Here is a 23453-nt window from a genome sequence, read left to right as displayed (position 1 = left end):
CCGGACGAAATGACGATTCAAGGTACACTGACCATTCTGATGTACGCCCTGGCCCCCTTCCTGTGGTCGATCGTGGCCGGGGTGGGCCTGCTGGTGGTCGTCCAACTGATGGCCCGGCTGCGCGGCTACCGCACGCTCCACTATCGCTGCCTGGGCGCCAACCTGGCCGCCCTGGCCGCGGGCCTTTCGGGTCTCTGGTGGATTCCCCCCTTCACCAACTCTCGGCTCGCCTATGTGGCCACCGCCGCCGACTGGGTGGCGATGATCGGCGCCATCATCGGCCTGGCCATCGCCGCCTGGCTGGTGCTGCATCCGCTCAGCTACCTGGTACGCGGCCAGCGTCAGGCCTGACGCCAAACCCCTTCCAGGATACGCACCCTGCCAGCGGCCAGGTTGTCGCGCAGGTTGCGCCCCATGGCCGGGAAGTCGTCGCCGAAGATCAAAGCCGGCCCCGGCAGCCGCAGGGACGGTTCGGCGCCCGCCTCGCGGCGGCTGTGCTTCTGCCGCCAGGCCAGCGCCGCGTCGGTCACATCCTGCAGCGCCTGTGCTTCGAAGCCGGCCAGGGCCAGGGTGCGCTCGAGCTGCTGGCGGTGGCGCAGGTGGCTGGTGGCCTGGCTGCGCGCCCAAGGCACCGGCAGCGCCAGCGGCTCGCGGTTGTCGCCGGCCACCACCTCGTGGAGCAGCACCCGTCCCCCGGGCACCAGCAGGCGTCGCCACTCGGCCAGCACCCGCGGCACATGCGGCATGTTCATCAGCGCATGCTGGCACCAGATGACGTCCACGCTGGCATCCGGCAGCGGCGTCTGGCCGGCATCGGCACACAGAAAGCGGGTACGAGCCGCCAGGCCGGTGGCGGCGCTGAGCCACTCGGCCACCGCCACGAAGGCGGCGGTGATGTCCACGCCGGTCGCCTCGCAGCCGAACTCGTCGGCCAGCAACCGGCTGGCCCCGCCGGTGCCGCAGCCCACGTCCAGCACCCGCTCCCCCGGACGCAGCTCCCCCAGCGCCGCCAGCGAGCGGCTGGCCGCTCGCCCCCCCAGGTGCAGCTGGTCGATGCCGGCGATCTCGTCCAGGGTGAGGCGGTCCGGGTCGCAGCCCGCCTCCCGGAAGGCTGATCGCAGCCGCGCCATCAGGCTTTCCCCAGCCCCGGCGGCAAGGGCATCATAGTGGTCATTGAGATGGCGGACGTGGTCGAGTGCGCTGTCAGGCGGACCGCTTAGCATACCGGGCTCCTCGCCGTCAGTGCGGCTGATGCCGATGATTGGAGCTGCCAGCTTAGCCCCCGGCTCGCCCCATCCCCATTGGCCAAAGGTCATGCCAGCCGGATTCCCCACACGAATTTCACTATCGCACCCGCGCTTTCACCAGCCCGACCGGGGGGCTTGCCGGAAAGGTCGCGGCGCCGGAAGGTGGCGGGGTCTTCTCAACGGATCAGGACAGTGACCATGCTGGCGGAATGGATCGACCTCAGCCTGGACGGGCGCACCAGCGCCGAGCGCAGTGGGCGCGTTCACGGCGGACGCTTCACGATTCACGGGCCCGGGATTCTCGAACTCATCCCCGACCGCCCGGGCGACTCGGCCCGTGCCTGCGTGCTGTCGGCGGGCATTCACGGCAACGAAACCGCCCCCATCGAGCTGCTCGGCGACTGCCTGGCCCGGCTCGAGGCAGGCCTGATACGGCTCGGCGCCCCCACTCTGGTCATCCTCGGCAACCTGGAGGCCATCCGTCAGGGACAACGCTTCATTACCACCAATCTCAACCGCCTGTTTCGCCGTGATCTCGGCGAGCGCGGCATGGAGCCCGACCGGGCGCGCAAGCTGATGGTCAGCGTGGACGCCTTCTTCGCCCGTCACGCCGGTCTCTCACGCCTGCACTACGACCTGCATACGGCGATCCGCGACAGCCGCTATCCGCGTTTCGTGGTCGACCCCTTCGCCGAGACTCCCACCCAGCCCGAACAGTGGCGCTGGCTGGCCGCTGCCGATCTCCAGGCGGTGCTGCATCAGCACCAGCACAGCTGGACCTTCTCCCACTACGCCAAGCACTATCACGCCGCCCAGGCCTTCACCCTGGAGCTGGGCCGGGCGCTGCCCTTCGGCCACAACGACCTGGCGGCGCTGGCCCCCATGGGCCGGCTGCTGAGTGCACTGCTCGAGGGCCGTGCACCGGCCGAGGATGACCCGGCCCGCATGGTCTACTTCCGCGTCGCCCACGAGCTGATTCGCAAGGACCACGACTTCACGCTCTGCTTTCCCGACCACACGCCCAACTTTACCGAGTTCGCCCCCGGCACGCGTCTCGCCGAGGACGCCACCGCCGGCCCCTTCACGGTCGGCGAGTCGCCCCTGCGGGTGGTCTTTCCCAATGCCCAGGTGGAAATCGGCGCTCGGGCGGCGCTGCTGGTCACCCCCAGCGCGCCCCCGGACTGACCCTCGCCATCGAGCCGCTCTCGCTGCTCAGGCGTCAATCCATAGTGAAATATTCGAATCAACAACAACAATCCGGAGAAATCTCATGCTCAGACACCACAACAATTACGACCAAGGTCGAATGGCACCAGCGGCGAACCAGTCTGTCGAAAAGCCTCGGGCCTGTTAGAATCGCCTCCTTTTCGTGCCAGCCCGCTTGACCGGCCCGTCGCCGCGATTGGCGATACGCCCCGACCCTGGAGCCCCACCCATGGCCGATACCCCGATTCCACTCGAGGTGCGCAACATCAAAAAACGCTTCGGCGACACCGAAGTCCTCAAGGGCCTCTCGCTGACCGCCCGCAAGGGTGACGTGATCACTCTGATCGGCGCCTCCGGCTCCGGCAAGAGCACCTTCCTGCGCTGCATGAACCTGCTCGAACAGCCGGACGAAGGCGACCTGATCGTTCACGGCGAGGAGATCCGCTTCAAGCAGACCCGCTACGGCCGCGAGCCCGCCGACTGGAAGCAGGTGGTGCGCATGCGCGCCAAGCTCTCCATGGTCTTCCAGAGCTTCAATCTCTGGGCCCACATGACCCTGCTCGAGAACATCATCGAAGCGCCGGTGCACGTGCTCGGCAAGCCGAAGAAGGAGGCCATCGAGCACGCCCGGGCACTGCTCGAGCGGGTCGGCCTCACCGCCCGGGCCGACGCCTACCCGGCGCAGATGTCCGGCGGCCAGCAGCAGCGCGGCGCCATCGCCCGGGCGCTGGCCATGGACCCCGAGGTGATGCTGTTCGACGAGCCCACCTCGGCGCTCGACCCGGAGCTGGTCGGCGATGTCTTGAAGGTCATGCATGGCCTGGCCGACGAAGGCCGCACCATGGTGGTGGTGACCCACGAGATGAGCTTCGCCCGGGATGTGTCCAGCGAGGTGATCTACCTGCACCAGGGCCTGGTGGAAGAGGCCGGCCCGCCCCAGGACGTGCTGGCCAACCCCCAGTCGCCGCGTCTCCAGCAGTTTCTGGCGCCGAAGTACTGAGGAGGCTCCATCATGCTCGACCTACACGGCTACGGCCCGCGGCTGCTCGAAGGCGCCGGCGTTACCCTCCAGCTGGCGATTCTGTCGCTGGCACTCGCCATCGTGCTGGGGCTGCTGACCGCCAGCGCCAAGATGTCGCGCAGCTGGCTGCTGCACAAGATCGCCACGCTCTACACCACCCTGATCCGCGGCGTGCCGGACCTGGTGCTGATGATGCTGCTGTTCTTCGGCGGCCAGATGGCGCTCAACGTCGTCACCGACGCCCTCTACGACCGCTTCGGCGTGGACTGGTACGTCAATCTCAACGCCTTCGCCGCCGGGGTGCTGACCATCGGCTTTATCTTCGGCGCCTACATGGGCGAGACCTTCCGCGGCGCCTTCATGGCCGTTGACCACGGGCAGATCGAGGCCGGCAAGGCCTACGGCATGAGTCCCTGGCTGGTGTTTCGTCGCATCCGCTTCCCGCTAATGATGCGCCACGCCCTGCCCGGACTCTCCAACAACTGGATGGTGCTGCTCAAGACCACCGCGCTGGTCTCGATCATCGGCCTCACCGACATGGTGCGGGTCGCCGCGGAGGCCTCCCGCGCCACCCATGAGCCCTTCACCTTCCTGATCCCGGTGGCACTGATCTATCTGCTGATCGCCTCGCTGTCGGAGTGGATCTTCGCGCGGCTGCAGAAGCGCTACAACGTCGGCTTCGGGGAGCATTGACCATGGAAATTCTCGCCTGGTTCCATGAACTGCTGGATGGCAACCTGATCTTTACGCCCCAGACGCTGGGCTACTACTGGGATGGCCTGGTCGTCACCGTCCAACTGGTCTTCGTCTCCCTGCTGATCGGTCTGGTGCTGGCGGTACCGCTGGCCATAGGGCGCAGCTCGGGCCGCCGCTGGATCAGCCTGCCGATCTACGCCTACACCTATGTGTTTCGCGGCACTCCGCTACTGATCCAGCTCTACATCATCTACTACGGGGTGGTGTTCTTCGACGGCATTCAGGAGACCTTCCTGTGGCCGCTGCTGCGCGAGGCCTTCTACCCGGCGCTGATCGCCTTCACCCTGAACACGGCGGCCTACACCACCGAAATCTTCCGCGGCGCCATCAAGGCGACCCCCAAAGGCGAGATCGAGGCGGCCCGCGCCTACGGCATGTCCCAAGCGCTGATGATGCGGCGCATCATCCTGCCCAGCGCCTTTCGCCGCGCCCTGCCGGCCTACGGCAACGAGGTGATCTTCATGCTGCATGCCAGTGCGATTGCCAGCGTGGTCACCTTGATGGACCTCACCGGGGCGGCACGCTTCGTCTATGCACGCTTCTATGCCCCCTTCGAGGCCTTTATCTTCGTGGCGGTGATCTATCTCTGTCTTACCTTCACCATCCTCTTCTTCTTCCGCTACCTGGAGAAGCGACTGCTGGCGCACCTCAGGCCCCAGAGCTGAGGGGGCGTCAGCGTCAAACAGGCGTTGGAAAAACCGCGCCCGAGGGCTTTCGAGCCCGGCGCAGCTGCGCTAAATTCTGGCGCGACGTCACCCAATCGGTGGACGAACGACTACAAAAGGGAAACCAACCATGAAAACACTGCTGACCGTATCGATCCTCGGCGTGGCGCTGGTCGCCGGCACCGCCCAGGCCCGCGACTATGACCACGTACGCTTCGGCGTCGACGTGCCCTACGAGCCGATGGAGTACCGGGACGCCGATGGCGAGCTGACCGGCTTTGACATCGAGCTGGGCAACGCCCTGTGCGCCGAGATGGGCGTCACCTGCGAGTGGATCGAGCAGGAGTGGGACGGCATCGTCCCCGGCCTGCTGGCGCGCAACTACGACGCCATCATGTCCTCGATGACCATCAACGAAGAGCGTCGCCAGACCGTGCTCTTCTCCGATCCCTACATCACCATCCCTGGCGCCTGGTTCGCCCCCGCCGGCAGCGAGATCGAAGTGATCAACGAGGAGACCCTGGCCGACAAGAGCATCGGCGTGCAGCGTGGCACCACCTTCGACAGCTACGTCACCGACAACTACGGCGGCGTCGCCAGCATCAGCCGCTACTCCACCGCCGACGACATGGTGTTGGACCTGCAGGCCCAGCGCCTGGACCTCGTCTTCCTGGAGTTCATCGTCGGCCAGGTCACCCTGCTCGACGCCCGCGAGGGTCAGTTCCAGGTGGTCGGCGAGATGGTCACCGAGCCCGAGGAGTACTTCGGTGAAGGCTTCGGCATCGCCTTCCGCCAGCGCGACACCGCCCTTGCCGAGCGCTTCAACGAGGCACTCGCCACGCTCAAGGAAGACGGTACCTACGACGAGATCTTCGAGCGCTACTTCGGCGAGGAGTAAGACAGCCGCCGTGTGATCCCCTCCCCCGGCCGCCGGGGGAGGGATTGACAGCGCCGCTACCCTTGTGGAAAGTCAAACCGTCTCCATCGCATCGGGACAGCGTCCATGATCGATTGCTCCCCCCGACACCGAACATCGCGCGAGGCCTATCGCTGTTACTTCGACAGCTTCTACCTCAGCGAATGGTTCGACGAATAGCCTTCCCCGGCAGCCACCCCGGCAGCCATGGCACGCCCGTGCCCTGTTTCCATGACGCCGTCTGACCGGCGGTAACCCTGTGCGACCCCGGTCGCTGCTTCACCACTCGACAAGTCCGTTCCCGTGCCACCTCGTGGCCGAAACCCCGCGTCACAACAACACCTTCCCGGGAGGAAGTCTCATGCGTCACATGACCCTGCTGCTCGCCGCCACCCTGACCGCCGGCCTCGCCGCCGGCAGCGCCCAGGCCCGCGACTACTCCGAGATCCGTCTCGGCATCGACCTGCCCTACGAGCCCTTCATGTACCGCCAGCCAGACGGCGAGCTCACCGGCTTCGAGATCGAGCTGGGCGAAGCCGTCTGCGACTATCTCGAAGCCACCTGCGTCTGGGTCGAGCAGGACTGGGACGGCATCATCCCCGGCCTGCTGGCACGCAACTACGACGGCATCATGTCGTCCATGGCGATCACCGAGGAGCGCGCCCAGCGGGTGCTGTTCTCCGAGCCCTACTACACCACCCCCAGCGCCTGGTTCAGCCTGCAGGGCCGAGAGGTCGACATCTCCGATCGCGACAGCCTCGAAGGCCTGGTGGTGGGCGTGCAGCGCGCCACCCTGCAGGACAACTATGTCTCCGAGCTGTACGGCGACCTGGTGGAGATCCGCCGCTATACCAGCGGCGACGACGTGCTCAACGATCTGCGCGCCGAGCGTCTCGACCTGACCTTCCTCGACGCCCCGGTGGCGGAGTCGCGCATGGATCTCGAGGCCGAGGACTCCCGCTTCCAGCGCGTCAGCGACTTCATCAATCAGCCCGAGCACATCTTCGGCCAGGGGGTGGGCGTGGCCTTCCGTCCCCGCGACCGCGACCTCGCCGAGCGCTTCAACGAGGCGCTGGCCGCCCTAAAGGAGGACGGCACCTACGACGCGATCATGGAGCGCTACTTCAACTACGATATCAAGCTCTGACAGAGGGCTCTCAGCGAACGCCAGCGCCGGCTATCACCGGCGCTGGCTTCTCTTCACCCGCAACCGGACGCCATCATGCTCACCCTGCTCAAGAACGCCCGCCTCTACGCCCCCGAGCCCCTGGGGCTCTGCCACCTGCTGATCGCCGATCGGCGCATCGCCGCCGTGGTAGCCGACGGCGAGCCACTGCCCGCCAGCGGGCCGGGGATCGAGGCGATCGACCTGGCGGGTCAGCGCGTGATCCCCGGTCTGGTCGACCCCCTGGTGCACTTCGTCGGCGGCGGCGGCGAGGGCGGCTTCGGCACCCGCACCGCGGAGCTGGCCCTGGAAGAGGCCCTGGCCTCGGGGGTCACCACCCTGGTCGGCGCCCTGGGCACCGATGCGCTGACCCGCACCCCGGCCAACCTGCTGGGCAAGGCCCGCGAGCTGGCCGCCGGCGGACTCACCACCTACTGCTACACCGGCTCCTACCAGCTGCCACCGGTGACCCTCACCGGCTCGGTGGGCAGCGATATCGTCTTCATTCCCGAATTCATCGGCCTCGGCGAGGTGGCGATCAGCGACCATCGCGGCTCCCAGCCTACGGCGAGCGAGCTGGCCCGCCTCGCCGCCGAGGCCCGCACCGCCGGCATGCTGGCCGGCAAGTCGGGCATCGTCTTCATCCACACCGGCGATGCTCCCTCGCACCTGGAGCCGCTGCGCGAGGCGGCCCGCTCCAGCGCCATCCCCCTGGCCCAGTTCATGCCCACCCATATCAACCGCACCCCCGCGCTGTTCGAGGACGGGCTGCGCTTCGCCCGGGAGGGCGGACGCATCGACTTCACCACCAGCACCACCCCGGCGCTGCTGGCCGACGGCGAGGTCCCCGCGGCCGAGGCGGTGGCCCGCGCCCTGCATGCCCGGGTCGAGCCGTCGCGGATCACCCTCTCCTCGGATGCCAATGCCTCGCTGCCCCAGTTCGACGAGGCGCGCCGCTTCGTGGGCCTCGAGCCGGGGCGGCTGTCGAGCCTGTTCGCGGCGCTCGGTCAGTGCGTCCACGACCACGGCATTCCCCTGGAGCGCGCCATCGGCATGGCCAGCGGCCACGCCGCCGAGGCCCTCAAGCTGCCCCACAAGGGGCGCCTGGCACCCGGCTGCGACGCCGATCTGCTGGTGTTGGCCGATACGGGCTGGGCCATCGACCAGGTCTGGGCGCTGGGGCGCCGGGTGTATCGACACGGCTGAACGACGCCGCTGCCCCGTTCAGTGACTGCCATGCGGTCCCGGCACATGGCTCGACTCCCGGTGCGCGGTGATCTCCTCTGCGGCCGGCTGGGCCAGGGCCGAGAGAATACCGCACTGGCTGGAATCGGCCTCACCGCTGCAGCGCGAACGCAAGGCAACCAGGGCCCCGCGTAGCGCCTGAAGCTGCTCGATACGCGCCTCCACATGGGCCAGGTGCTCGTCAATCAGGCCGTTGACCGCGTTGCAGGGCTGGCGCGGATGGTCGTGATAGTCGAGCAGGGTGCGGATCTCATCCAGCGTCATATCGAGGGTGCGACAGTGGCGGATAAAGCGCAGCCGCTCGGCATGGGACCCGGCATAGAGCCGGTAGTTGGATGCGCTGCGGGCAGGCTCGGGCAGCAGCCCCTCTCGCTCGTAGTAGCGGATGGTTTCCACCGGGCAGCCCGTCAGGCTGGCCAGCTCGCCGATCTTCATGGCAGCAGCTCTCATGGCGTTCCCTCCCGGACAGGGCGTGACGATAGGGCTTGACCCTGTAGCGACTACAGGGTGTGTCATTCAGGATACCCCATGGATGAGAGGGAGTTCCCCATGCGCGATTCCTGCTGCGGCGACAGCGCCAAGACCCACGCTTCTCGCCCGGCCAGCGAGGCACCGCCCCCGGGCGCTCGTGCCCTGCGGCTGCGCATCGAGGCCATGGACTGCCCCACCGAAGAGGCGCTGCTGCGCCGCGCCCTGGCCGGCACGCCCGGGGTAGAAGCGCTGAACTTCGACCTGATCGGTCGGGTGCTGACGGTCCACCACCGCGATGCCGACGAGGAGCAGATACGCCGGCGTATCGCCGCCACCGGCATGACCCCGGAACCCCTCGACCCGGCCCGGCGCAGCGAGGCGCCCAGCACCCGCGAGAACTGGTGGAAGCTCGGCGGCGCCGCGGTGATCGCCCTGGTCGCGGAGGTCAGCGACTGGATCGCGCTGGGCACGCCCTGGCTGCCCGCCGTGCTGGCCCTGGCGGCCATCGCCCTGGTCGGCCTACCCACCTGGAAAAAGGGCTTCATCGCCCTGCGCCATCGCACCCTTAACATCAACGCCCTGATGAGCGTGGCGGTGACCGGTGCGCTGCTGATCGGCCAGTGGGCCGAGGCCGCCATGGTACTGGTACTGTTCACCCTGGCCGAGCGCATCGAGGCACGCTCCCTGGGTCGGGCACGCGATGCCATCCGCAAACTGCTCACGCTGGCGCCGGAAAGCGCCAGCGTGCGCCAGCCCGACGGCCGTTTTCGCAGCGTACCGGCCAGCTCCGTCGTCATCGACAGCCTGGTACGGGTGCGCCCCGGCGAGCGCCTGGCACTGGACGGCAGCATCGTCGAAGGCCATCCGATCCTCGACGAGTCGCCGATCACCGGCGAAAGCCTGCCGGTGGACAAGGCGCCGGGGGGCACGGTATACGCCGGCAGCATCAATCAGGGCCGCGAGTTCCTCTTTCGCACCTCCCGCGTCGCCGCCGATACCACCCTGGCGCGCATCATCCACGCCGTGGAACAGGCTCAGGCCAGCCGCGCACCGACCCAGCGCTTTATCGACCGCTTCGCGGCCATCTACACCCCGGCGGTCTTCACCATCGCCGTGCTGGTGGGCCTCGCCTGGCCCTGGCTGTTCGGGGTCGGCTGGCTCGAGGGCATCTACCGTGCCCTGGTGCTGCTGGTGATCGCCTGCCCCTGTGCCCTGGTGATCTCCACCCCGGTGACCATCGTCAGCGGGCTCTCCGCCGCCGCCCGGGCCGGGATCCTGGTCAAGGGTGGCAGCTTCCTCGAACAGGGACACCGGCTGCGCACCCTGGCCTTCGACAAGACCGGTACGCTCACCCGGGGTGAACCCTCCCAGTGCCACTGGGACGCGATCGACGACACCCTGGACAGCGCCGCAAGGCAACGGCTGCGCGCCCTGGCCGCCGGGCTCGCGGCGCGCTCCGGCCACCCGGTCTCCGCGGCGCTGGCCCGGGCGGCCGAGGCGGAGGGCATCGACTCGCTGGCGGTCGCGGCGGTAGAGGAGCGTCCCGGCCGTGGCGTCATCGCCACCTGGGAGGGGCGCCGGGTCTGGCTGGGCAACCTACGCCTGGCCGAGGAATTCGGCGCGGCCATCCCGCCCCTGCGGGCCCGACTCGCAGAGCACCGGAAACGCGGCGAGACCCTGGTGCTCCTCGGCGAGGAGGAGCACCCCCTGGCGCTGTTCGCCGTGGCCGACCCGCTGCGCGAGGAGAGCCGCGAGGCCATTGAGGCGCTTCACCGGCGTGGCATCCGCACCCTGGTGCTTAGCGGCGACCACCCGGACAGCGTCGCCGCGGTGGCCGGTCGAGCCGGCATCGACGAGGCCCATGGCGCCCTGCTGCCGGGGGAGAAGCTAGCGATCATCGAGGCCTGCGTTGCCGAAGGCCCCACCGGCATGGTGGGCGACGGCATCAATGATGCCCCGGCCCTGGCCCGCGCCGACATCGGCTTCGCCATGGGCGCCCTGGGCAGCGACGCCGCCATCGAGACCGCCGACGTGGCGCTGATGGACGACGACCCGCGCCGGCTGGTCACCTTCCTGGACCTCTCCCGCGCCACCCGCGCGGTGCTGATGCAGAACATCGCGCTGGCCCTGGGCCTCAAGGCGGTGTTCATGGTGCTGGCCTTCACCGGCCATGCCACCCTGTGGATGGCGGTATTCGCCGACATGGGCGCCAGCCTGATCGTGGTGGCCAACGGCCTGCGCCTGTTGCGCAGCGTGCCAGGGCGGGCCGGTTCAGCGCAGCACGCGGCGAATCAGGAAGGGGCCGGTCAGCTCGAAGACCACGGTGGAGGCCACCACCGCCGAGAGCAGCAGGGTGCCATGCTCGGGAAACCGCTCGACCACCAGTAGCGCCATGCCCATGGCGATACCGGCCTGGGGGGTCAGCGCCAGGCCGATGTCGCGGGGCAGCGCCTCCTGCCGCCCCGCCAGGTGAACGCCGAGCACGCCGCCCAGATAGCGCCCGGCCAGACGCAGGGCGATATAGGCCAGCGTCAGCCACAGCGCGCTGCCCAGATAGCCCAGGTCGACGCTGGCGCCGGAGAGCACGAAGAAGAACACCAGGAAGGGCCATTCGATGTGCTCGATCTCGCGAAACGAGCGGGTGTGGTGGGTGGAGAGGTTGGCCACCAGGGCCCCGGCGAACATCGCCGCCAGCAGTCCCGAGACCTGGAGCCATACCGAGAGCCCGGTAAGCAGCAGGATCAGCGCCAGCGCCTCCACCTGGGTGGGCTCACCCGGCCGCAGACGGCCGGTCAACCAGGCCGCCGGCAGGCCGATGGCGGTCCCCAGCAGCAGCGCTCCGCCCAGCTCCCAGCCGGCATGGGCCAGGGCCAGGCCGCCCTCGCCGGTGAGCTGCCAGCCAAGCAGCGCCACGGCCACCCCAAACAGCAGGATGCCCCAGGCATCGTCGATGGCGACCATGCCCATCAGCAGCCGGGCCCGCAGCCGGGTATCGCCGCGGGCATGCACCTCCTCGGTGATCTCCGCCGGCTCGGTGGCCACCGAAATCGCCGCCAGGCTGACTGCCACCACCAGCGGGAAGCCCAGCAGCAGCAGCCCGACCCCCACCAGCAGCGCGCCGCTCATCACGATGACCAGCGAGATACCCACCAGCAGCCAGCCGTGGCGCCGCAGGCGCGTCAGGGTCAGCTCACCCCCCAACAGGAAGGACACCAGCACCAGAGCCAGGTGAATCAGCGGCTCGCTGAGCGCACCCAGCGGCGCGCTTCCGTCGTGGCCCAGTACCAGCTGCTGTACCGTCGCCAGCGCCACCCCGACCAGCACCAGCAGCGAAATGCGCGGCAGGCCAAGGCGCCGGGCCAGCGCATCGACGAAGATGCTGACGCTGAGGATCACGCCCAGCAGAATCAGGTTGGCCGTCGCGGCGCTGAGCTCGGCCGTCGGCCACTGCCAGGGTTCGCTTGCGGTCATCCACTGACCTTAGCGAGCCCGCATCATGAAGTACAGCGCTCAGCCGGGGCGAGGCGGCCGCTCACTGCAGGCAGGCGTCGTCCGCTGCGAGCAGGCGCCGGAAGTCGGCCTCGGCCATCGGCCGGTGGAACAGGAAGCCCTGGAAATGGCGACAGCCGCGGGCCTCGAGAAACGCCAGCTGGGCGGTGTTCTCGACCCCTTCCGCCACCACTGCCAGGCCCAGGTGCTGGACCATGACCAGCACCGTCTCGACGATGGCGGCGTCGTTGGGGTCGCTGTCCAGCTCGCCGACGAAGCTGCGGTCGATCTTCAGCTCGTCCAGCGGCAGGCGCTTGAGGTACATCAGCGACGAGAAGCCGGTGCCGAAGTCGTCCAGGGCAAGGCGCACACCCAGGCGCTTGAGCGCCTGCATGCGCTCCACGGCCTCCTCCAGGCTGTCGATCAGGATGCTCTCGGTAAGCTCGACGGTCAGGCGGCCCGGCTCGACGCCGTGGGCCTCGAGCGCAGCTGCCACGGTCGCCACGATGTCCGACTGGACGAAATGACGCACGCTGATATTGACCGACAGCTTCGGCAGCGCCGCGGCGGGCAGCCGACCTAGCAGCGCGCAGCAGCCGTCGAGCATCCAGGTCTCCAACTCGACGATGAGATCGCTCTCCTCGGCGATGGCGATGAACACTTCCGGCGAGATGAAGCCCTGCTCGGGGTGGCGCCAGCGCATCAGCGCCTCGGCGGCGAGAATCTCGCCGCACCCGTTCACCTGGGGCTGGAAATACATGGTCAGCTCGCCCGCCGCTAGGGCACGGCGCAGCGACTGCTCCATCTCCAGCCGCCAGGCGACCTGCTCCTGCATGGCCGGCTCGTAGCAGCAGATGCGAGCCCGACCGCGCGCCTTGGCCTGATACATGGCGGTATCGGCGTGGCGCAGCACATCGCCCACCGTCTCATCGGCAAAGGGGAAGAGGGTGTAGCCGATGCTGGGGGTGACGCTGATGCGCTGCCCCTCCAGGTCATAGGGCCGGCGCAGCTCGGCGAGCAGCTCGGCGACACGGCGCTCCACCGCGGCCAGGTCGATTTCGTCGGACTCGGCCAGGGCCGGCACCAGCACCACGAACTCATCGCCGCTGAGGCGGGCCGCCAGGTTCCCCTCCCCCAGGCTCGCCTGCAGCCGCTGGCTGACCTGTCGCAGCAGCTCGTCGCCCACCGCATGCCCCAGGGAGTCGTTGATCATCTTGAAGCGGTCGAGGTCGAGAAACATCACCAGCCCCTGGCAACCATCCTCATGGCGCTGGGCAAGGGTTGCCTCCAGGGTCTCGATCAGCAGGCGTCGATTGGGCAGCTCGGTCAGGGCATCGTAGTAGGCCTGGCGATGAATGATCGCCTCGGCCCGCTTGCGCTCGCTGAAGTCCTCGATGATCGCCACCCCGCCGACCACCTCGCCGTTCTCGCTGCGCAGCGCATTGTAGAAGGCCCGCAGCGGCGTCTGTTTGGTGCTGTTGACCGCTCGATAGTCACCTTCGAAGTAGCCGACGCCCTTGTCCAGGGCGTCGCGCACCGCGGCCGCCACCCGCTCGTCAGGGGCATGGCGCAGCAGGTTGAATCCCACCAGCCGCCGCCGACGGGTGCCGAGAATCTCCAGGCACTTGTCGTTGCAGTCCTGAACCTCACCGTGTCGATCGAAGTGCATCACGCCCAGCGGCGTATGCTGGTAGATGGTGCGGTAGCGGGTCTCGCTGTCGCGCAGCTGCCGTTCGCGGGTGGTCACCGCCAGGCGCAGAGCAATGTTATCGCCGATGATGCGGCTCAGCCGCTGCCCGGTCACCAGCAACAGCCCCAGGAACAGCAGCACCAGGGCCGAGAGCAGCCAGGCCATGGGCGTGCCCTGCACCAGAAACTGCCCCAGCAGTGGCAGCAGCACCGGCAGCACGAACAGCGGCGCCACCCAGGGAACCGCGGCGAGGGTCATCACCCCGCCGGCCGAGACGCCCGCCAGCACGATGGTCAGCGCCACGAGTTGGCCGTGATGTTCCATGGTGAACATCATCACCCCCGCCAGCCCCCAGATCCCCCCGGCGAGCCCGGCCCCCAGGGCGAATCGGCACAGCCAGCGGCGGCGTCGACGCTGGCGGCAAGGCAGCGCCTGATAGTATCGGGCCAGCCACAAGCGCAGTCCGGACACCGCCAACAGCGCCGCCAGCCAGCCGATCAGCGGCCCCGCCGGCATCACCGACCACATGGCGGCCACCAGCAGCAGGGCCGCCAGCACGCTGGTCAGCACCGGCTGCCAGAGCCGCTCGTAGAGCAGGCGCACCTGCTCATGGCTGAGCTGTCGACGGAGTGGTGAAGCGGAAAGTGGCGGCATGCCGAGCCTTAGTCTGGCTTTGTCAGTGTGGTGCTATCTTTACCGCATGCCGCCCGGCTTGGCGAGGCCGGCCCCTCAACGCAGCCTGACCAAGCCTTGACTCAGGTCATCAGGGCCAGGCGTAGACCCCGCGGTTCAAGGCATCGCGGATCGCCGAGATCACCTTGGCCCCGCGCAGCGTCGCGCCCGTGTAGCCGTCCACGTCGTCCACCACCCGCTCGGGCTCGTAGAGGGCGAAGATGGCGGTCACCGGCTGACCCTCCAGGCGCTCGAGGATCTGGCGGTACTGCACCAGCACCGGATACAGGTCATCCCCCTCTTCCATGGCCAGGTAGTCGTCGTCGCGATAGGCCAGGTGGCGATAGGCCAGCCCGGTGAAGTGCCCATCCTCGAGGTCGAAGGTGATATTGACCTGAATCACCCCGCGGTCGATGAAGACCCCGCGATAGCGCCCATCCAGCGGCAGGCCCAGCATCGCCCGGTGCAGGCGCTCGTCCTCGGCGGGCGAGAGGCGCTCCGCGACGGTGTCGGTGTCCTCGGTGGCAGCCTCGACCGGCTCGCCCTCCTCATCCACCAGGCGCCCGATCAGGTACGCCTCGAGCAAGCCCTCGGCCCGCGGGCTGTGGGGGACCCCAGGGCGCTTGTTGTCCCAGCCTTCGGTGGCCTCCCGGCCGCACCATTCGAGGACCACATCCTCCTCGGTGGGATGATCCGGCACGTAGTCGGTAACGTCGTAGACCCGGCCGTGAATGGCCTTCCAGCAGCTCTCGGCGCCGTCATGCTCGGCCAGCTCCTCGAGCGTGATGGGGTCCAGGTCGTCATCGGCGGCATCGTCTGGATCGCTGCTCGAGAGCGCGTTCACTGAGACCAGGGTGAAGAGGCTCGCCATGAAGGCGACGAAGACGGAGTAGGCAATTTTTTGTATCGTCATAGGAAATCGAAGACCTCGCTATGGATGCGTGACGCGGGAATCCCCTGCCCGGCCAGCAGCCGCTGCAGGTAGGCGTTCATGGCGGGAGGACCGCAGACATAGATCTCCCGCTCGGTGAAGTCGGGGCAGTGTTCGCGCAGGAAGGCCTCATCCAGCCGCCCCCGCTCCCTCGAGTAGTGCTGCGTGAAGGCGAACGCCGCCTCGGCCTCGGCAATTCGCTCGAGCTCCTCTTGATAGTAGGCACGATCCGGCCCGTTGGCGAGATAGAACAGATGGACATGCCCCTCGGCACTCGCCCCGGAGGCCAGGCCACGGGCACCACCGACGAAGGGGGTGATACCGATGCCCCCGCCCAGCCAGAGCATGTCGCGCTCCGGGAAGCGGCGCCCGAAGAACTCCCCATAGGGGCCTTCGATCAGCACCCGTGATCCGGGGGTTACCGTCTGCAGGGCGTGGCTGGCGTCCCCCAGGTCCTTGATGCCGATGCGCAGGCGCGAATCCGACGGCGCCGAGGCGATGGTATAGGGGTGCTCCTCGCCGCGGCCGGCGGCAAGCCGCTCATCCAGCGGCGTGAGGTAGACGAACTGCCCCGTCTCATAACGGATGCCGTCCCCCTCGGGGCGCAGCACCAGCTCCACCACGCCGCGGGCCAGCGGCTCCACCGCCTCGACACGGTAGGGATGTCGCGACACCCGCGGCGATACCAGCTTACGCCAGACGATGGCGCCGAGCCCGGCGATGCCCAGCAGCCACCACAGCGCCGTCTCCCCGGCCAGCAGGAAGGCATGCCAGAGCCCCAGCAGCAGCGCCGCCGCCGACACCAGGTGCAGGCGTTTCCAGCGCTGGTAGTGGGGCTGGCCGAAGAAGTCGAAAGTGGGTGCCAGGAAGATCACCATGGCCAGCCAGGCCAGCCAGCCCAGCCAGATCGCGCCCTGGGCAGGCGGTGGGAAGAGGGTTGCCACCGCCGCCTCCAGGGAGGTCGGCACCGCCGCCAGCCCCAGCGCCAGGGCGTGCACCATTACCAGGATAAAGGCCCCGAAGCCCAGCCAGTGGTGAAGCCGCCAGAGCCGCGCCAGCCCCCCGAACCAGCGATCCGTGCCCGGCAGGCGGATACTCACCGCCGCCGCCAGCAGCATCATGGCCAGCCCCAGGATGCCGGTCACCCGCCCGACCCAGGTCAGCCAAAGCTCGGGCGGCCCGCCGAGGCCGCCCAGGCGCGGGAGCGCCACCACCAGCGGCAGAAGGAGGAGGACAATCAGCAACAGGTCACCGTAGCGAGGTCGCAGAGGCATGCAGGGCTCCACCAGGAATGGTCTCGATCTCAGTCTTGCTGACAATTTTGTCTACGCAACCCTGTCTGGCGCTAACTCCTCGCAGGATGACCCAAGTCAAGGCGTCATGCAGCGACTCAACCACACTGAAATTCGGAAAGGTCTTCCTGACGTCGATACCCATAACGACAACAAACCATATCCATAGACCGAGGCACCTCCATGGCTACCAACAAGATGGGCAACGGGGTTTCGCCCTGGCTGGCGCTTGCACTCCCTGCCGCGCTGGCGCTGACCTGGGCAACCCAAGGCAGCGGCGTGATCGAGAATGACCATGACCGCAACATCCATATTCCCGACGAGTTGGTCATGCTGCTGCAGATCCAGGTGGCCTACAACGATGACGAGGTCTTCTTCCGCTATCGTTGGCCCGCCGAACAGGCCTATGTCTACCATGACATGCTGCGCTACGAGGATGGCGTCTGGCATCGTCATGGCGCCTCGCCCATCGGGCCGGATCCGGACAACGCCTACGAGGATCGGGTCACCATGCTGGTGGACGATGGCAGCGTTCCCGCATTCGGCCGCTATGGCGGCTACATCACCGTTGGCAGCGGCATGCGTTACTTTCCTGATGTGGCCAGTGCAGAGGAGGTGAGTGCTCACCCTCACCTCGGCGAGACCCTGGGCCGCAGCGATATCCGCAAACATCTACCGGCCACCCGAACGGACCAGAATGACTGGCGCAGCGTAGTGAATGAGGACCTGCTAAGTGCCCAGCGCGAGGCCGGCTACTTCCTCGACCTGTGGCACTGGCGTGCGGGACGCTCCAACCCGATCGACGTTGCCGACGACCAGTGGGTCGGGGAGTATCGCTTCGGTGACGGCGGAACGGGACCCTTTACCACCAACTGGGACGGCGATAGGGGTCAACCCCGCTGGATGCTCGACCCCGAGGCGGTGGGCCAGCGAAGCCTGCGCTGGGAGGACATCGCCGCGAATCACTACGACTTCGACGGCCTCTACTACCTGGCCGAGGACTTTGCCATCGAATTCGACCCCGACCACGACTGGCAGAACGGCGATGTCATTCCTCGCCGTCTGCTGCGCGAGCCGAGCGGCTCCCGGGGCGATATCCGGGTGCATGGCCAGGGCCGCTGGGCCGATGGTCATTGGGACGTGACCCTGGTGCGCGCCATGGATACTGGCAGCCCACTGGATGACAAGGCCTTTCGCGAACAGGGGCGCTACGAACTCGGTATCGCCGTCCATCGCGATGCCACCGGCAGCCGCTGGCACTATGTCTCCCATCCCTACTCGCTGGGTTTCGGTCGCGACGCCGACATCCAGGCCCAGCGCCTCAACGGCAGTGAGCCCGACTGGTCCGGTGACTGGACCGAGATCACGCTCTTCTACCCGGGCCAGGTCAACTGGCCACTGCTGATCAGCGATGCCCATGCCGGCGCCGACAACATCGCTGCCGGGGAGCCGGTTCGTCCGCGGCACAGCGAGAAGCAGCTGGCCCTCTACGGCGTGGAAATGGAGTTCAACGACGCCATCACGACCCGGTGGTGGCTGACCCTGGTCGCCGGCCTGATCGCCATGTTCGGCGTGACCCTGGCGCTGCTGCCCGCCTTCCGTCCGATTCGCCAAGGAGATCGCTCATGACCGGCACTCACGCCATGCTTTCCCACTTCCCGATCGGGTTCTGGGCACTCGCGACCCTGATGATTCTGGTCGGCGCTCTGCTGCCCGGCCGCCTGGCCGAACTCAGCCGCGCCGCCCTGCTGCCGGTGCTGGTGCTGAGCCTGCTGGGCGCCCTGGCGACCCTGGTCATCGGCTTCTTGATCTGGCCCATGGCGGCCAACCTGGCTAGCCCCCTGGCGCGCAACCATATCCTGATGGCCTTCTGGTCGCTGGGTGTCTTTACCATGCTCACCGTGCTGGTATGGCGGGCCGGCGACGCTGCCTTCGATGGCGCCCGGCGCTGGGCTCTGGTAATCCTGGCACTGACCGGGGCATTGATGTTCGCCTCCGCCGGCACCCTCGGTGGCCACCTGGTGGGCGCCACCACGGCTTTCTCTGCGGTGCTCGGCCTGATGGGATGGGAGGTCTATACCACCTATTACACACCCTACTGGGTGCTGCTGCTCTTGGTGCTGGTGGGCCTGGGATGCGGCTACCTCGGGTACCGTGCATCAGGCCGCTTGGGGGCAAGCAGGGCTACGCTCCGATAAACACTCAAGCGAGTCGCTACCATCAAGGGCCCCAAACGGGGTCCTTGCCATTATGGACGCCCTCTATCGCCCTCTCCATTCCCTGAACGCAGAAGGCCCCGCATGGCGGGGCCTTCTGCGTAGCGGGGAAATGCCGACTACTCGAAGCTGAAGCGCGGCGCCGGGGCGTCGGGCAGCAGGGCCGCGCAGGCGCGTACCTTCTCCAGCAGTTCGGCGTGGGTCGGCGCCAGCAGGTTGACATGGGCCAGCTTGCGCCCGGGGCGCTCGCTCTTGTCGTAGCGGTGCAGGTGGGCGTCATCGAGGGCAAGGATGGCCGCCGGGTCGCCCTCGCGGCCGATCACGTTGACCATGCAGGTGGGCAGGCGGGCGGCGGTGTCGCCCAGCGGCAGCCCCTGGATGGCGCGCAGGTGGTTCTCGAACTGACTGGTCACCGCCCCGTCCATGCTCCAGTGGCCGGAGTTGTGTACCCGGGGCGCCATCTCGTTGGCCAGCAGGCTGCCGTCGGCGCACTGGAAGAGCTCCAGGGTCAGCACCCCCACGTAGTCGAGTTCATCGAGCAGCGCACGAATATAGCCGTCGGCGGTCTGCTGCACGCTCTCGTCCAGGTCGGGCAAGGGCGCGATGGAGTAGCGCAGGATGCCGTCCACGTGCTGGTTCTCGGCCATGGGGTAGAAGGCCACCTCACCGTCGCGGCCGCGCACGGCGATGATCGACACCTCCCGCACGAAGTCCACAAAGGACTCGACGATCAGCTTCGGGTGGTTGATCGCACGCCACGCATCCGCCGCCTCGGCGGGGTCGCGGATCACCGCCTGGCCCTTGCCGTCGTAGCCCTCGGTGACCGACTTGGCCACCACCGGGCAGCCCAGCTCGCGGGCCGCCGCCTCGAGCTCGTCGGCGTGCTCCACCAGGCGGTAGGCCGGGGTGGGAATGCCCAGCCGATCGAACAGCGCCTTCTCCTCGGCGCGATTCTGACAGATGCGGATCGCCTCGCTGGAGGGATAGACCGGCTTGATCTCCTCGATGGCACGGACCAGCGACACCGGCAGGTGCTCGAACTCGTAGGTGACCAGGTCGACGCCAGCCAGAAAGTCCTCGAGATGATGCTGGTCGGTATACACCATGACATCACCGATGCCGGCGCTGGGATGGCCGGTGGTATCGAGGAAGGTGAAGCGGTTGGCCAGCGGATAGCCGGCCAGCGCCAGCATGCGGCCGAGCTGGCCGGCGCCGAGGACGCCGATATTCAGGGGTTTTTCCACGACCTACTCCTCACTCGTCTCTCTATCAGGGCTGGGGACGGGGATCGGGATTGTCGAGCACCGCCTGGGTCTGCTCGGCACGGAAGGCCTCCACCGCCGCCCGCACCTTGGCGTCCTGCAAGCCGACGATCTGGGCGGCCAACAGTCCGGCGTTGGTGGCCCCGGCCTTGCCGATAGCGAGCGTCCCCACGGCGATGCCGCCGGGCATCTGCACAATGGAGAGCAGCGAGTCGAGCCCCTTGAGGGCCTTGGACTCCACCGGCACGCCGAGCACCGGCAGCGCGGTCTGGGAGGCCACCATGCCTGGCAGATGGGCCGCGCCGCCGGCCCCGGCCACGATCACCGAAAGGCCGCGCTCGGCGGCGGACTTGGCATAGTCGAACAGCAGGTCGGGGGTGCGGTGGGCGGAGACCACCCGGGTCTCGCAGGGTACGCCCAGGCGCTCGAGCATCGCCACGGCATGCTCCATGACCGGCCAGTCGGACTTCGATCCCATGATCACGCCAACCTTCGGCGACTGTTCGGACTGCATAGACGGCTCCCGAAAAAGGTGCGGAAAAGCGAAGGGCAAGTATTCTAACGGCGCCCGCAGGCGCCGTCACCTTGACCAGCCGGGCAGGCCACGACAGCCAGTCGTCGTCACCGCGAGCCCAACCTCGCCTCTGCCGCCTCCCGTCGGCTGGCCAGCCAGTTGCCGCCGATGGCCAGGGCCATCACCACCACCCCGCTCACCTCGAGACGCAGGTCCGGGTAGAACACCGCCACGATGGCCGGCACGATGGCCAGCCTCGGCAGCCACGACATGCGCGTGAACAGGTAACCTTCCAACGCCGCGGCGAAGGCGCCCAGCGCCAGGATCGCGATCACCCCGTTCCAGATCACCACCGGCCAGGGCCCGCCGACGATGATCTCGGGATTGAAGACCATGAACATCGGGATCAGGTAGAGCCCCTTGGCGAACTTCCAGGCCTGGAAACCCGTCTCCATGGGCTTGCTGCCGGCGATGGCCGCCCCGGCAAAGCCGGCCAGGGCGATCGGTGGCGTCACGTTGGAGTCCTGGGAGTACCAGAACACCACCAGGTGGGCGATCAGCAGCGGGATGCCGAACTCGGCGGTCAGCGCCGGGCCCACCAGCACGATCAGCACAATGTAGCTGGCGGTCACCGGCAGGCCCATGCCCAGCACCAGGCTGGCCAGCAGCACCATCAGCAGCGCCAGCACGATATTGCCGCCGGAAAACGCCATCATCATGGCCGAGAACTTGAGCCCCAGGCCGGTCAGGCCGACGATGCCGACGATGATGCCGGCCACCGCGCAGGCCATGGAGACGGCCACTGCGTTGCGGGCGCCGAGTTCCAGGCCCTCGACCAGCTTGAGCAGACCGGCCTGCACCACCCGCCAGACGCTGGCCAGGGTCACCGGCTGGCCCTGCTGGGGCGCAATAAACAGGAACCAGATCGCATAGCGCAGCACTGCCACGACGACCATGGTCACCACCGCATAGAAACCCACCCGCATCGGCGACATGTTCATCACCAGCAGGTAGACCAGCACCCCCAGCGGCAGCAGGAAGTGCCAGCCGTCGCGCATCACCTGACGCATCTGCGGCAGCTCCGAGCGCGCCATGCCCTGCATGCCCTGCTTGAGGGCGATGATGTGCACGAACAGATAAACGGTGGCGAAATACATGATTGCCGGCAGGATGCTGACCTTGACCACCTCCAGATAGGGAACCCCGGTGTACTCGGCGATCAAAAAGGCGCCAGCGCCCATCAGCGGCGGCATGATCTGCCCGCCGGTGGAGGCCGCCGCCTCGATGCCGCCGGCCTGGTGGGGCTTGTAGCCCAGGCGCTTCATCAGCGGGATGGTAAAGGCACCGGTGGTCACCACGTTGGCGATGGCACTGCCCGAGATCGAGCCCATGCCGGCGGAGGCGAGCACCGCTGCCTTGGCCGGCCCGCCCCGCTGGCGACCGGTGGCGGCATAGGCCAGGTCGATGAAGAACTTGCCGGCGCCGGTACTCTCCAGGAAGGCACCGAACAGCACGAAGACGAAGATGAACGTGGCCGCCACCCCCAGCGGCAGCCCGAAGATGCCCTCCTGGCCCAGGTAGAGTTGGCCGACCACGCGGTCGATATTGTAGCCGCGGTGCTCGAGGATGCCGGGCAGGAACTGCCCCAGCCAGGGCAGCTCGCCGCGTGGACCGGCGAAGGCGTAGAGGATGGCGATGACGCCAATGAGGGTCATGCCCAGGCCCACCGCCCGGCGGCTGGCTTCCAGCACGGTGACCACGGCGATGCAGCCGACCAGGATATCGGTCTGGCTCCAGAAGCCGGCGCGACGGATGATCTCGTCCAGGTAGAGCACCAGATAGCCGCCGGTGACCAGCGCCCCGGCGAAGAAGGCCGCGTCGATAAGCCAGCCCAGCGCGCCGCGCCGACGGTTCGGGCCGAACACCGGAAAGATCAGGAAGGCCAGCAGCATGATCAGCATCAGGTGGATGCTGCGCTGGTAGAAGAGCCCCAGCGGCTGGATACCGGCGGAGTAGAGCTGAAACAGCGACAGCCCCACCGCGACCAGGGTGATCAACCACAGGATCGGGCGGGGCTGGATGGCATTGCCACCAGGTACGGTGACGGAAGGCTTGGCAGATTCGCTCATGCACGTCTCTCAGGGAGTTCAGGGGCGCAGCTGGATGATCACCCGTTCACCGGCCGCCTGGTCGCTGAGGCTGAGCCGATGCCCATCGTGAAGCAGTCGGTGATCGACCTCGGGCGAGCCGACCCGCAGCCGGTAGCGATTGTCGGGCACCGGCTCGTCGATGTCCTCGATCCAGTAGCCGCCCTCGCCGTCGGAGACCTGGCGACCGCGCCCGGGCACATGGCCGAGTCCGGCGGCGAAGTCGGGCTGGTGGCTGCGCTCGAGGACCATCTGACCGGCGCGATTGCGATAGCAGTCCTGCACGCGAATGCCGGTGACCGAGTGGTTCCACTCCAGGCACCAGGCCTCGCCCTCGGCCACAGGCAGCGATGCGATCACACGACCGTCATCGCGGTGGACTTCCAGCCAGGCCGGCCGATCAGCGGGCGGGGCGTCGGCGGCCAACGCCGCGGCCGACCCGACGGCCAGGCACAGCAGACAGCCTGCCATCAGGTGCAGCGTCGCCGCAGCGACGTCACGGCGACGCTGATGGCAATGGGCGGCAAGCATCACGAGTGCCCGGTGAG

At 67.9% G+C, this 23453-nt stretch carries 21 protein-coding genes; 11 read left to right on the top strand and 10 right to left on the bottom strand.

All coding sequences use genetic code 11. The annotated features are described in order from the left end of the window. The first annotated feature begins 9 nt into the window (after positions 1–9). Positions 10–351, top strand: coding sequence for a hypothetical protein (locus tag HOP52_RS15395; protein WP_238978290.1), 342 nt, complete (start codon positions 10–12; stop codon positions 349–351). Here HOP52_RS15395 and HOP52_RS15390 read toward each other — a convergent pair. Continuing rightward, entirely contained in the window at positions 342–1223 is an 882-nt protein-coding gene (locus HOP52_RS15390; RefSeq protein ID WP_238978289.1) for a class I SAM-dependent methyltransferase, read from the bottom strand. The two genes, HOP52_RS15395 and HOP52_RS15390, sit on opposite strands and share 10 nt — an antisense overlap. A 222-nt stretch (positions 1224–1445) precedes the next feature. Here HOP52_RS15390 and HOP52_RS15385 point away from each other — a divergent pair, with 222 nt between their 5' ends. The 7 genes from HOP52_RS15385 (at position 1446) to iadA (ending at position 8182) form a co-directional block, all read left to right on the top strand. Next, positions 1446–2432 carry a succinylglutamate desuccinylase gene (locus HOP52_RS15385; RefSeq protein WP_238978288.1) on the top strand — a complete coding sequence of 329 codons (987 nt, stop codon included), beginning with the start codon at positions 1446–1448 and terminating at the stop codon, positions 2430–2432. Positions 2433–2682: 250 nt separating this feature from the next. Further along, the gene (locus HOP52_RS15380; RefSeq protein WP_238978287.1) at positions 2683–3453 is read left to right on the top strand and encodes an ABC transporter ATP-binding protein; all 771 of its coding nucleotides are present in this window, start codon (positions 2683–2685) and stop codon (positions 3451–3453) included. A gap of 12 nt (positions 3454–3465) precedes the next feature. After that, positions 3466–4167: an ABC transporter permease gene (locus tag HOP52_RS15375; protein WP_238978286.1), complete on the top strand. Its 702-nt coding sequence runs from the start codon at positions 3466–3468 to the stop codon at positions 4165–4167. Positions 4168–4169: 2 nt separating this feature from the next. Continuing rightward, complete coding sequence (locus tag HOP52_RS15370) at positions 4170–4895, top strand: ABC transporter permease (protein ID WP_238978285.1); 726 nt, start codon at positions 4170–4172, stop codon at positions 4893–4895. A 130-nt stretch (positions 4896–5025) separates the two neighbouring features. Beyond that, positions 5026–5793 (top strand): transporter substrate-binding domain-containing protein, encoded by a 768-nt coding sequence (locus tag HOP52_RS15365; RefSeq protein WP_238978284.1) that lies wholly within the window; start codon positions 5026–5028, stop codon positions 5791–5793. Positions 5794–6172: 379 nt separating this feature from the next. Next, positions 6173–6958, top strand: a complete 786-nt coding sequence (locus HOP52_RS15360) for a transporter substrate-binding domain-containing protein (protein WP_238978283.1) — start codon at positions 6173–6175, stop codon at positions 6956–6958. Between the two features lie 75 nt (positions 6959–7033). Beyond that, complete coding sequence (gene iadA, locus HOP52_RS15355) at positions 7034–8182, top strand: beta-aspartyl-peptidase (RefSeq protein WP_238978282.1); 1149 nt, start codon at positions 7034–7036, stop codon at positions 8180–8182. 18 nt (positions 8183–8200) lie between these two features. Here iadA and cadR read toward each other — a convergent pair whose 3' ends face one another. Next, a complete protein-coding gene (gene cadR, locus HOP52_RS15350) occupies positions 8201–8671 on the bottom strand; it encodes a Cd(II)/Pb(II)-responsive transcriptional regulator (protein WP_459076825.1) in 471 nt (156 codons plus the stop codon). 99 nt (positions 8672–8770) lie between these two features. On the opposite strand from cadR, the gene HOP52_RS15345 reads away from it, so the two are divergent. Beyond that, on the top strand, positions 8771–11080 hold the full coding sequence (locus HOP52_RS15345; RefSeq protein ID WP_238978281.1) for a heavy metal translocating P-type ATPase: 2310 nt from the start codon (positions 8771–8773) through the stop codon (positions 11078–11080). On the opposite strand, the gene HOP52_RS15340 is transcribed toward HOP52_RS15345, so the two are convergent. From HOP52_RS15340 to HOP52_RS15325, 4 genes are all read right to left on the bottom strand, one after another. Next, a complete protein-coding gene (locus tag HOP52_RS15340; protein WP_238978280.1) occupies positions 10964–12163 on the bottom strand; it encodes a cation:proton antiporter in 1200 nt (399 codons plus the stop codon). The two genes, HOP52_RS15345 and HOP52_RS15340, sit on opposite strands and share 117 nt — an antisense overlap. A 61-nt stretch (positions 12164–12224) precedes the next feature. Beyond that, positions 12225–14525 carry a putative bifunctional diguanylate cyclase/phosphodiesterase gene (locus HOP52_RS15335; RefSeq protein ID WP_238978279.1) on the bottom strand — a complete coding sequence of 767 codons (2301 nt, stop codon included), beginning with the start codon at positions 14523–14525 and terminating at the stop codon, positions 12225–12227. Between the two features lie 109 nt (positions 14526–14634). Continuing rightward, a complete protein-coding gene (locus HOP52_RS15330) occupies positions 14635–15456 on the bottom strand; it encodes a cytochrome b5 domain-containing protein (RefSeq protein WP_238978278.1) in 822 nt (273 codons plus the stop codon). Then, a complete protein-coding gene (locus tag HOP52_RS15325; RefSeq protein ID WP_238978277.1) occupies positions 15453–16748 on the bottom strand; it encodes a ferredoxin reductase family protein in 1296 nt (431 codons plus the stop codon). Before HOP52_RS15325 ends, HOP52_RS15330 begins: the two co-directional genes overlap by 4 nt. Positions 16749–16949: 201 nt before the next feature. Here HOP52_RS15325 and HOP52_RS15320 point away from each other — a divergent pair, with 201 nt between their 5' ends. Further along, complete coding sequence (locus HOP52_RS15320; protein WP_238978276.1) at positions 16950–18395, top strand: ethylbenzene dehydrogenase-related protein; 1446 nt, start codon at positions 16950–16952, stop codon at positions 18393–18395. Further along, complete coding sequence (locus tag HOP52_RS15315; RefSeq protein ID WP_238978275.1) at positions 18392–18964, top strand: DUF2231 domain-containing protein; 573 nt, start codon at positions 18392–18394, stop codon at positions 18962–18964. The genes HOP52_RS15320 and HOP52_RS15315 overlap by 4 nt, the downstream gene beginning before the upstream one ends. A gap of 137 nt (positions 18965–19101) precedes the next feature. Here HOP52_RS15315 and HOP52_RS15310 read toward each other — a convergent pair whose 3' ends face one another. From HOP52_RS15310 to HOP52_RS15295, 4 genes are all read right to left on the bottom strand, one after another. Next, positions 19102–20214, bottom strand: coding sequence for a 5-(carboxyamino)imidazole ribonucleotide synthase (locus HOP52_RS15310; RefSeq protein WP_238978326.1), 1113 nt, complete (start codon positions 20212–20214; stop codon positions 19102–19104). Positions 20215–20251: 37 nt separating this feature from the next. Continuing rightward, positions 20252–20758 carry a 5-(carboxyamino)imidazole ribonucleotide mutase gene (gene purE / locus HOP52_RS15305; RefSeq protein WP_238978274.1) on the bottom strand — a complete coding sequence of 169 codons (507 nt, stop codon included), beginning with the start codon at positions 20756–20758 and terminating at the stop codon, positions 20252–20254. A 107-nt stretch (positions 20759–20865) separates the two neighbouring features. After that, entirely contained in the window at positions 20866–22887 is a 2022-nt protein-coding gene (locus HOP52_RS15300) for a TRAP transporter permease (protein WP_238978273.1), read from the bottom strand. Between the two features lie 18 nt (positions 22888–22905). After that, entirely contained in the window at positions 22906–23436 is a 531-nt protein-coding gene (locus HOP52_RS15295) for a DUF1850 domain-containing protein (RefSeq protein WP_238978272.1), read from the bottom strand. Between the last annotated feature and the right edge of the window lie 17 nt (positions 23437–23453).

The sequence above is a fragment of the Billgrantia campisalis genome, assembly GCF_022341425.1.
In the GTDB taxonomy this organism is placed as follows: domain Bacteria; phylum Pseudomonadota; class Gammaproteobacteria; order Pseudomonadales; family Halomonadaceae; genus Halomonas; species Halomonas campisalis.
This window is presented reverse-complemented; position numbering and strand designations above follow the sequence as displayed.

Coding starts and splice junctions, on each gene's coding strand:
- HOP52_RS15395 (WP_238978290.1), top strand. CDS start 10: ATGACGATTCAAGGTACACTGACCATTCTGATGTACGCCCTGGCCCCC.
- HOP52_RS15390 (WP_238978289.1), bottom strand. CDS start 1,223: ATGCTAAGCGGTCCGCCTGACAGCGCACTCGACCACGTCCGCCATCTC.
- HOP52_RS15385 (WP_238978288.1), top strand. CDS start 1,446: ATGCTGGCGGAATGGATCGACCTCAGCCTGGACGGGCGCACCAGCGCC.
- HOP52_RS15380 (WP_238978287.1), top strand. CDS start 2,683: ATGGCCGATACCCCGATTCCACTCGAGGTGCGCAACATCAAAAAACGC.
- HOP52_RS15375 (WP_238978286.1), top strand. CDS start 3,466: ATGCTCGACCTACACGGCTACGGCCCGCGGCTGCTCGAAGGCGCCGGC.
- HOP52_RS15370 (WP_238978285.1), top strand. CDS start 4,170: ATGGAAATTCTCGCCTGGTTCCATGAACTGCTGGATGGCAACCTGATC.
- HOP52_RS15365 (WP_238978284.1), top strand. CDS start 5,026: ATGAAAACACTGCTGACCGTATCGATCCTCGGCGTGGCGCTGGTCGCC.
- HOP52_RS15360 (WP_238978283.1), top strand. CDS start 6,173: ATGCGTCACATGACCCTGCTGCTCGCCGCCACCCTGACCGCCGGCCTC.
- iadA (WP_238978282.1), top strand. CDS start 7,034: ATGCTCACCCTGCTCAAGAACGCCCGCCTCTACGCCCCCGAGCCCCTG.
- cadR (WP_459076825.1), bottom strand. CDS start 8,671: ATGAGAGCTGCTGCCATGAAGATCGGCGAGCTGGCCAGCCTGACGGGC.
- HOP52_RS15345 (WP_238978281.1), top strand. CDS start 8,771: ATGCGCGATTCCTGCTGCGGCGACAGCGCCAAGACCCACGCTTCTCGC.
- HOP52_RS15340 (WP_238978280.1), bottom strand. CDS start 12,163: ATGACCGCAAGCGAACCCTGGCAGTGGCCGACGGCCGAGCTCAGCGCC.
- HOP52_RS15335 (WP_238978279.1), bottom strand. CDS start 14,525: ATGCCGCCACTTTCCGCTTCACCACTCCGTCGACAGCTCAGCCATGAG.
- HOP52_RS15330 (WP_238978278.1), bottom strand. CDS start 15,456: ATGACGATACAAAAAATTGCCTACTCCGTCTTCGTCGCCTTCATGGCG.
- HOP52_RS15325 (WP_238978277.1), bottom strand. CDS start 16,748: ATGCCTCTGCGACCTCGCTACGGTGACCTGTTGCTGATTGTCCTCCTC.
- HOP52_RS15320 (WP_238978276.1), top strand. CDS start 16,950: ATGGCTACCAACAAGATGGGCAACGGGGTTTCGCCCTGGCTGGCGCTT.
- HOP52_RS15315 (WP_238978275.1), top strand. CDS start 18,392: ATGACCGGCACTCACGCCATGCTTTCCCACTTCCCGATCGGGTTCTGG.
- purE (WP_238978274.1), bottom strand. CDS start 20,758: ATGCAGTCCGAACAGTCGCCGAAGGTTGGCGTGATCATGGGATCGAAG.
- HOP52_RS15300 (WP_238978273.1), bottom strand. CDS start 22,887: ATGAGCGAATCTGCCAAGCCTTCCGTCACCGTACCTGGTGGCAATGCC.
- HOP52_RS15295 (WP_238978272.1), bottom strand. CDS start 23,436: ATGCTTGCCGCCCATTGCCATCAGCGTCGCCGTGACGTCGCTGCGGCG.